This window comes from Acidisphaera rubrifaciens HS-AP3, from assembly GCF_000964365.1.
GTDB classification, from domain to species: Bacteria; Pseudomonadota; Alphaproteobacteria; order Acetobacterales; family Acetobacteraceae; genus Acidisphaera; species Acidisphaera rubrifaciens.
Window position 1 is genome coordinate 1 of the sequence record NZ_BANB01000572.1, and the last position, 7,429, is coordinate 7,429.

Sequence of the window (7,429 nt, forward strand, 5' to 3'; positions counted from 1 at the left end):
CATGGCCCCTTCCTCTCAGGAGTCGGGGCCTCCGGCAAACCTGGGGCGGTTCACCTGGCGCTTCGCTGGAAACGTTGAGCATGAACGAGATGCCGTAGGCGAGGTAGACGTAGGCGTGCCCGCGCTCGAGGAAAAGCGCATGATTGCGCTGGGTACTTCCGCGATAGGCATGCGCCGCGGGATCGCCGATGCCGTAGGCCTCGGTCTCGACAATACGGTCGGCCGCCACCCCCTCAGCAAATACGCGCAGGAGCATTTTGCCGATGAGAAAGCGCCGGAGCTGGGTGGAATCGACGGCAATATCTGCCCGGTCAAGTCGGCGCAGGCGCGCTACTCCGGTGCCGGTCTCATCCCATTCGCTCGACCAGATGGGCGCGCGAAGCTCCGGGCTTGAACGGCTCTCTGAAGTATTGGGTTTCGCGCGCCACCCGGCCGTCGAGGATCTCCAGGATGCTCACCGAGTAAGATGGCCGACCGTCATACGTGAGGACGGACTCCGTGATCCAGAGGTCGCCCGCGCCGACGACGCGCTGCACTTTGAAGCGTTTCGCGTTCGGCTGCGCAACGCGTGAGGCCTGGATATTGTCGTGACCTCTGATTCGCTCACCCGATTGCTGGTATTCGAGCACCGCGCCCTGTCGGTGTATGTCATGCTCGAGATCGGAATCATTCGCATCGGACGCGCGCCAGTGGCGTTCGAGCGCCTCGCGGATCACGTTCTTATCCATGTTCCAGCTCCTGTTCTGTTCATCAAGGTCCAGCCGCTTCGTATCATGGCACGTCGGCCGCAGATCCCGGCGAAGGAACCTCACGTGCTCTTGAAATGAAGCCGGGGACGCCGGTCTTCACGACGTCGTTGAACCGCACATTCAACCTTATGCTTTCCCGGATTTCCCGCATGGCATCTTCCGGCAGGGCCGATATTTCGAAATTCTCTTGAATGTAGGTATGTTTGGTTGAGGTGGTCAGGAAAGCAGTTCCGCGTTGGACAGCCCAGGCGAGCGCAACCTGAGCCGGCGTCTTGCTGATGCGTTCCGCAATACCCGTGATCACAGGGTCATTCAGGACATTCGGACTCATGCCGTGTCCCAGAGCGGCAAACGCAAGCAGTACGATCCCCTGTTCCCGACAAAAGTCGAGCAGCTCCCATTCAGGGAGGTATGGATGAGATTCGACCTGCACGACGGCGGGCTTGATCCGCGCAGCCGTGATGACCTCTTGGACTTTCTCCAACGTGACGTCAGACAGCCCGATCGCTTTGCAGCGACCGTCATCGACGAGGCGCTCGAGCGCGTGCCACGTTTCGATCAGCGTCACTTCGTTATCGTATATGACTTGCCCGCGCCCGTCCCTCGGGTCCTGCTCGTCGCCGGGTTGGAAGGCGAAAGGGGTATGGATGAGGTAGCAGTCGATATAATCGAGCCCGAGTCGCCGAAGACTTGCGTCGATGGCGGATTTGACCCGTTCAGGCCGATGGTTCGTGTTCCATAATTTCGTGGTGACGAAGATGTCCTCTCGCCGGATCATGCCTGCGTTGATCACGACCTGCACCGCATCGCCTACAGCATCTTCATTGCGATACCGCTCAGCGCAATCGAGATGCCGAAAGCCGACTTCCAATGCGGCTTTCGTGGCCCGCCCGGTCGCGAGACGATCGGGGATCAACGTCCCAAATCCGACGGCGGGGATGGCGCCAGATCCGTGAATGAGGGGAATCTTCGTGTAGCGGAGCGTATCGAAGTTCGCCATGATCGCCTCCTCGAGACAGACAGGCGCACCCGTGCGGATTTTGCACAGGGTTGCCTGCATCAGATCGGAAATCTCAGCTCGGTTGCGACTCCGCCGCCGGGATTTGCGTGGAGCGTCAGATCACCTTCGAGCAGCGCTGCGAGATCGCTGACGATCTCGTCCGCCGCGCGCGCCGGGTCGCTGACGTTGTCCGCGATAGCCAGGCGTGCCACTCCACGTCGCGGTCGACAAAGCGACACGCGCATCGTCAGGTTCTTGGAGTCAATCAGATCGGTGCACAGGGCGGATACCACGAGCTTGCTTGCTGCCAGCGTCAGCGCACGGCAGCGAAACGCAGGAAGGGAAAGCCGCTCAATGGTGGTGTACAGACGCACGGAGCCGGCGATTGGAGCGAAGAGTTCCACGAGGTCGCGCACGACCGTACGCAGCCCTTCCGAACACGACCGCGGTTCGGCGTCGTCGCGATAGTCGAGCGCGCGATAAGCGGCGGCGAGCTCGCCCGCGATTTGGAACTCGGCCTTCGTCAGGATGTGATCGGCGCCGCAAACCGGCGCCCGGCGCGCCAGAGTCGCAATCAGGCGCACCGTATCGAGGGCGCGTTGCATTGCCTCGTCTGCCCAAAGTGGCCGCAGCGCGGGACAGCCGTGACGCACCAACGGCAGCGTGGCGCCAAGCAGCAGACCCAGCGTCGCTTGCCGTGGCATGGAGATCGCCATCGTGCCGGCGGCGATCTTGTCCAGGCCGGATGAATCGGGGTAAGTCTGGGCCTGTCTGACGCTGCACCGCGCACGCGCATCGCGATCCGTTCCGGCGACCGTAAGACGTGCGCCTCGACCGCGCGCAAACGGGATCGTCACGACGCTGATATCGGACGGATTGCCGTAGAACAGCGCAGCTTCTCTCGCAAGCTTCATGTCCAACCCGTCTCGTTGCGGCTACACGTGATCAGTAGGAACCGCACCACTTCGCGCGCCAAGGTGCTCCGTCGCAACGGAGATGATCTGAGCGCACGGAATAGGAAAACTTCACTTCTGAGCTGACGGCCCGTCAGCTGTCCGAGCTTCGTCTATCAACCAGTCGCGGAAGGCGATAACCGCCGCTCGGCCGGCGTGATCGGGCCGATGCACTGCGTAATAGCCGAAGACATGGCTGAGCGGTGGGCCAAAAGGACGGATCAAGCGACCCTCGGCAAGATCGCCCGCGACGAGGGCGCTGCGGCCGAGGGCGACACCGCTCCCCGCAACGGTCGCGGCGACAACGGCTGCCGGGTCGTCGATATGGATTCCTCGCTCGCTATCGATCCCGTCGATGCCAGCGTTCTTCAACCAGGTGCGCCAGCTTGGAAACCCAATCTCCGATGCCATGGACGCGTCGTGAATCAGGGGAACGCTGCGCAGATCCTCAGCACACACAGGTGGCGGCTTCCTGGCCACCAGTTTGGGATGGCAAACAGGAAATACGGGGTCATCAAGAAGGAACACTGACTCCCATCCATTCCATTGACCCTGGCCATATCGTACTCCGATATACGCTCGACCTGAAGGGGTCTCCTGCCCCGAGGCACTCGTGTCGACGCGTAGGTCATATTGGCTGTGCTGTTCGCGAAACCGATTTATTCTGGGCAGCAGCCACTTGTCCGCGAAGGCGCGGGGAACGCCGACGGTAATGATTTCGTAAGCGTTCGCCGTCCGCAGCCGTTCAAGTGCTATTGCCAGGTGGTCGAAGCCCGCTTGTAGGTCGGGAACTGCAGTCCGCGCGGTGTCGGTGAGGACTAGTCGCGCCTGGCCCGACCGTGATCTGTGAAACAGATTGACCCCAAGGCTGTCCTCCAGCCCTCGTATCAACTGCCCTACCGCGGCTGGTGTCACGCAGAGCTCGACAGCAGCAGCGACGTAGCTGAGATGCCGGGCCGCAGCCTCAAGGGCGCGCAGCGAGTTGAGATGCTGCGGCGCTCTCATGGTAGGCCGCCTCCGCTTCGCTCATTCCGCAGGGAGCAGGCCGCAGGTCGGCCAGGGTTCATGGTGCGGAGTGTCGCAGCCTCGCCTGTCTGCGACGGCAGTGCCCGGGTTTGGTGCCCTGGGCCTCCGAGGAATGCCCGCGTAATGCCGCGGAAGTTCTCGCTTGACGTCGTCATGAGACGGCCTCCCGCGCTTGACAAGCTTGCTTCCGTTTGTTATAACTATTGTAATAGCTAAAACCCGTCAAGGGCCTTTCTTCGACAAAGCAGAGAGTGGCTCGCAGCGGCGTCGAGTTCAGGGATCGCATGGCGCCGTCGCCCGGCGGCGGACAGGAAGGGCATATTGAATGGCGCCGGTCGGAGGCAGTCAGCAGGATGTTCTCAACCAACTCATGGAACACAAGTCGGGCGTAACATTGGACGAATTGGTCGTCTCTGTCGGCCTAAGCCGAACCGCCATTAACCAGCACCTGATGGCGTTGGAGCGCGAGGGCTTTGTTCAGAGAACCGTTCCGCGCAAGAGCGGCGGCCGCCCGCAGAACGTCTATGTGCTGACGGAGGCGGGCACCAATTCGTTTCCCAAGCAATATTCCTGGTTCTCAAAGCTGCTCATTCAGACTCTGCGCCAGCAGGTCGGGGAGGAGCAGGTGGCTCAATTCATGTATGATCTCGGCGTCAAGCTGTCGTCGGGGCTGATCCCACGCCTAGTCGGAAAGAACCGCGCCGAGCGCATCGAAGAAATCGTCAAGATAATGAATGAGACCGGGTTCATTGCCAGAACCACATCGGCCGATGGGCCTGACAAGTTGCCGCGCGTCGAATGCAAGAATTGCGTGTATCACGACCTGTCGAAAGACTATCCAGAGGTCTGCCGTTTCGACATCGGTTTTCTGTCCGGGCTGATGGGCGCCGAGGTCGAGCACCAGGCCTGCGTCCAGCGCGGCGATGAGTCCTGCCGCTTTCGGTTCGTTCCGCCTGCATAGATCAGAGGAGCGTCGCTGCCATGGCCATCGATTTCACCCTGACCGTTGCGCAACAAAGGCTGCAGCGGAATGCGCGGGAGTTCGCGGTCGAGATCCTCCAGCCGCTGGTCAAGACCGCTGACGAGGAGCCGGATACGCAGAAAGCGTTTCAGATGCTCAAAGGCGCCTACGTCGAATGTCACAAGCTCGGTTTCGCAATGGGCTTCCTGCCTAAGCAGTATGGCGGGGGCGGCGTCAGCAACGTGGATCTGCAAATCGTGGCTGAGGAGATCACCGCTGTCGATCCCGGCTTCGCGACGATCCTACTGGTGAACGGCCTGGCGCTGATGCCCGTCGCCTGGTTCGGCTCGGAAGAGCAGAAGCGGAGGTGGTTGGGCGAAGCGACGAGCGATCCGCGTGGCGAATACATCGCCGGCTGGACGGTGAGCGAGGCGGCGGGCACGCCGGGCGGAACCGCCAATTTCGACCATCCCGGTGCGTATCCGAATGGCATGGGGTTGGTCGCAGAGCTGGACAAAGGGCGCGGCGAATACGTGCTCAATGGCACCAAGCACTGGCCCTGCAACGCCGGAGGTTGGGACCTCAAAGGCGCCAACGTCAATGTCTGCATCGTGCGGACGGAACCGACGCAGGGCGGCAAGACGGGACTTAGCGCAATCGTCGTGCCCCGCGGCACGCCGGGCATCACCTACAAGCAGCCCATTTCCAAACTCGGCCACCGCTTGTGCCAGAACAACTCCATCGTCTTCGAGAATTGCCGCGTCCCGGCGGAGAACGCCTTCGCGATCGGCAATGGCGATCTGGTGATCAGCAAGGCGTTCACCTGGTCTGGGCCGGTCGCCGCGATCGCCGCCGTAGGCGTCGCTCGCTCGGCATATGAATATGTGCTAAAGTGGGCTAAAACCTATACTGCCGGTGGCAATGCGCCGATCATTCAGCATCAGGCTGTTGGCTACTTGCTGGCCGAAGTGGCGATGAGGATCGAGGCGTGCCGCGCGTTTTCCTGGAAGGCGGCGCACTACCTGGATCTTTATGACTCCGACGGTCACGCGGTTGGCGCGATGTCCAAGGTCTTCTGTGGTGAGACGCTTTTCAACGCCGTCTTCCGGCTCATGCAGGCCATGGGCGTCAATGCACTGGACAAAGCTCATCCGGTGGAAAAATACCTGCGTGAGGCCGCCGTGTTTCCCCTTTATGACGCCGGCAATATCGGGATGCAGATGCGGAAGATCTGGGGCGTGATGCTGGACGATGCGTTCGATCCCAGGGCGATTGCCGATTCCAAACCCATAGCCTTCAAGAAGTCGATGGAAGGCGCTGGGACACTTGTCGCACCGCAAAATGGATTACCCGCAGACCGGGCTGACGCGCGACACAGTCAAAGACCAAGTTCACGGTCCAAATCCCAAGCGGCCGACTAGAGCGGTAGCCGATCATTCTGGATCGTATTCGGCAGCGGCGAAGTAGGTCGCGCACTCTGACGGCGTGAAGGTTGCGATCAGCCCTCCGATAGCGTCCCACAGCGTTTCGACACTGCGCGCTGCCGCCGTCCGGAGCGCGGATTTCAGTCTGGCGAAGGCGTTCTCTATCGGGTTGAAGTCGGGGCTGTAGGGCGGGAGGTAGAGCAGGCTGGCGCCGGCAGCCTCGATCGCCGGCCTGACCCCGGCGCCCTTGCGGCTGCCGAGGTTGTCCATGACGACGACGTCGCCGGGGCGCAGCTCGGGGACCAGGTGAATTGCCCCGGGTTTGCCGGAGGCATTTTGGTTTGAGTTAAGCTGCCAGCCTGCGCTCGTCGAGCTTGGCGTAGTAGCGTTCCTTGGCTTCGGCTGGCGGGATGTTGCCGATAGGCTCGAGCAGCCTGCGATGGTTGAACCAGTCGACCCAGGTCAGGGTGGCGAGCTCGACTGCCTCGAAGCTGCGCCATGGTCCGCACCGATGGATCACCTCGGCCTTGTAGAGACCGTTGATCGTCTCGGCGAGCGCGTTGTCATACGAGTCTCCAACGCTGCCGACGGAAGGCTCGATACCTGCCTCGGCCAACCGCTCAGTGTAGCGGATGCTGACGTATTGCGCGCCGCGGTCCGAGTGATGCACGACGCCGGCCTTGTGGGTGGGGCGTCGTTCGTGCAGCGCCTGCTCCAGGGCATCCAGCACGAAGGCTGCATGGGCAGTCCTGCTGACCCGCCAGCCGACAATCCTGCGAGCGTAGGCGTCGATCACGAAGGCCACGTAGACGAAGCCCGACCAGGTCGAGACATAGGTGAAGTCCGAGAGCCACAGCCGGTTTGGCGCAGGCGCATGGAACACCCGGTTCACGTGGTCGAGCGGGCACGGCGCCGCCTTGTCCTGCACGGTGGTGCGCACCGGCTTGCCACGGATGACGCCCTGCAGGCCGAGCTCAGCCATCAAGCGTTCGACGGTGCAACGCGCGACACCGAAGCCCTCGCGCACCATCTGCCGCCACACCTTGCGCCCGCCATACACCTCGAAGTTCTCGGCAAAGACGCGGCTGATCTCGGGCTTCAACGCCATGTCCCGCTTTGCACGCGTCGACAGCTTCATAGGGTCACAACGCTTGGCGGCGTGCGCGTGATAGGTGGACGGGGCGATCGGCAGCACTTTGCAGATCGGCTCGACCCCGTATGCCTCGCGGTGATCGTCGATGAAGGCTTTCATGGTTTGAACCGGCGGTCGAGCTCCGCCGCCGCAAAATAGGCCGACGCCTTGCGCAGGATCTCGT

7 protein-coding genes, 2 pseudogenes and 1 other annotated feature are annotated in these 7,429 nt (G+C 61.9%); of the genes and pseudogenes, 2 read left to right on the forward strand and 7 right to left on the reverse strand.

The features are described 5' to 3' along the window. The 5 genes from B8460_RS23785 to B8460_RS14835 form a co-directional block, all read right to left on the reverse strand. Positions 1-256 (reverse strand): DNA-3-methyladenine glycosylase (locus B8460_RS23785; RefSeq protein ID WP_148360626.1); only part of this gene is annotated, 256 nt, incomplete at its 3' end. Between the two features lie 91 nt (positions 257-347). Continuing rightward, positions 348-728, reverse strand: coding sequence for a hypothetical protein (locus B8460_RS14820; protein WP_048862384.1), 381 nt, complete (start codon positions 726-728; stop codon positions 348-350). A gap of 43 nt (positions 729-771) precedes the next feature. Next, complete coding sequence (locus B8460_RS14825) at positions 772-1,749, reverse strand: aldo/keto reductase (RefSeq protein ID WP_048862391.1); 978 nt, start codon at positions 1,747-1,749, stop codon at positions 772-774. Positions 1,750-1,808: 59 nt separating this feature from the next. Continuing rightward, positions 1,809-2,663, reverse strand: a complete 855-nt coding sequence (locus B8460_RS14830; protein WP_048862385.1) for a hypothetical protein — start codon at positions 2,661-2,663, stop codon at positions 1,809-1,811. 111 nt (positions 2,664-2,774) lie between these two features. Beyond that, positions 2,775-3,707: a LysR substrate-binding domain-containing protein gene (locus B8460_RS14835; RefSeq protein ID WP_084623694.1), complete on the reverse strand. Its 933-nt coding sequence runs from the start codon at positions 3,705-3,707 to the stop codon at positions 2,775-2,777. A 346-nt stretch (positions 3,708-4,053) separates the two neighbouring features. Between B8460_RS14835 and B8460_RS14840 the strand changes: the two genes are divergently transcribed. Together B8460_RS14840 and B8460_RS14845 are read left to right on the forward strand one after the other, a co-directional pair. Beyond that, positions 4,054-4,689 (forward strand): helix-turn-helix transcriptional regulator, encoded by a 636-nt coding sequence (locus B8460_RS14840; RefSeq protein ID WP_048862386.1) that lies wholly within the window; start codon positions 4,054-4,056, stop codon positions 4,687-4,689. Between the two features lie 20 nt (positions 4,690-4,709). After that, positions 4,710-6,110 carry an acyl-CoA dehydrogenase family protein gene (locus B8460_RS14845; protein ID WP_048862387.1) on the forward strand — a complete coding sequence of 467 codons (1,401 nt, stop codon included), beginning with the start codon at positions 4,710-4,712 and terminating at the stop codon, positions 6,108-6,110. 12 nt (positions 6,111-6,122) lie between these two features. Here B8460_RS14845 and B8460_RS14850 read toward each other — a convergent pair. Next, a pseudogene (locus B8460_RS14850) lies at positions 6,123-6,419 on the reverse strand (transposase); the annotation flags it as partial. Between the two features lie 40 nt (positions 6,420-6,459). After that, positions 6,460-7,429 (reverse strand): annotated as a pseudogene (locus B8460_RS14855) (IS3 family transposase); the annotation flags it as partial. After that, positions 7,291-7,407 (reverse strand) — a sequence feature (AL1L pseudoknot). Its footprint overlaps the pseudogene before it by 117 nt.

Excerpts from the sequence above, each read along its gene's own strand:
- B8460_RS14820 (WP_048862384.1), bottom strand. The coding sequence starts at position 728 with ATGGATAAGAACGTGATCCGCGAGGCGCTCGAACGCCACTGGCGCGCG.
- B8460_RS14825 (WP_048862391.1), bottom strand. The coding sequence starts at position 1,749 with ATGGCGAACTTCGATACGCTCCGCTACACGAAGATTCCCCTCATTCAC.
- B8460_RS14830 (WP_048862385.1), bottom strand. The coding sequence starts at position 2,663 with ATGAAGCTTGCGAGAGAAGCTGCGCTGTTCTACGGCAATCCGTCCGAT.
- B8460_RS14835 (WP_084623694.1), bottom strand. The coding sequence starts at position 3,707 with ATGAGAGCGCCGCAGCATCTCAACTCGCTGCGCGCCCTTGAGGCTGCG.
- B8460_RS14840 (WP_048862386.1), top strand. The coding sequence starts at position 4,054 with ATGGCGCCGGTCGGAGGCAGTCAGCAGGATGTTCTCAACCAACTCATG.
- B8460_RS14845 (WP_048862387.1), top strand. The coding sequence starts at position 4,710 with ATGGCCATCGATTTCACCCTGACCGTTGCGCAACAAAGGCTGCAGCGG.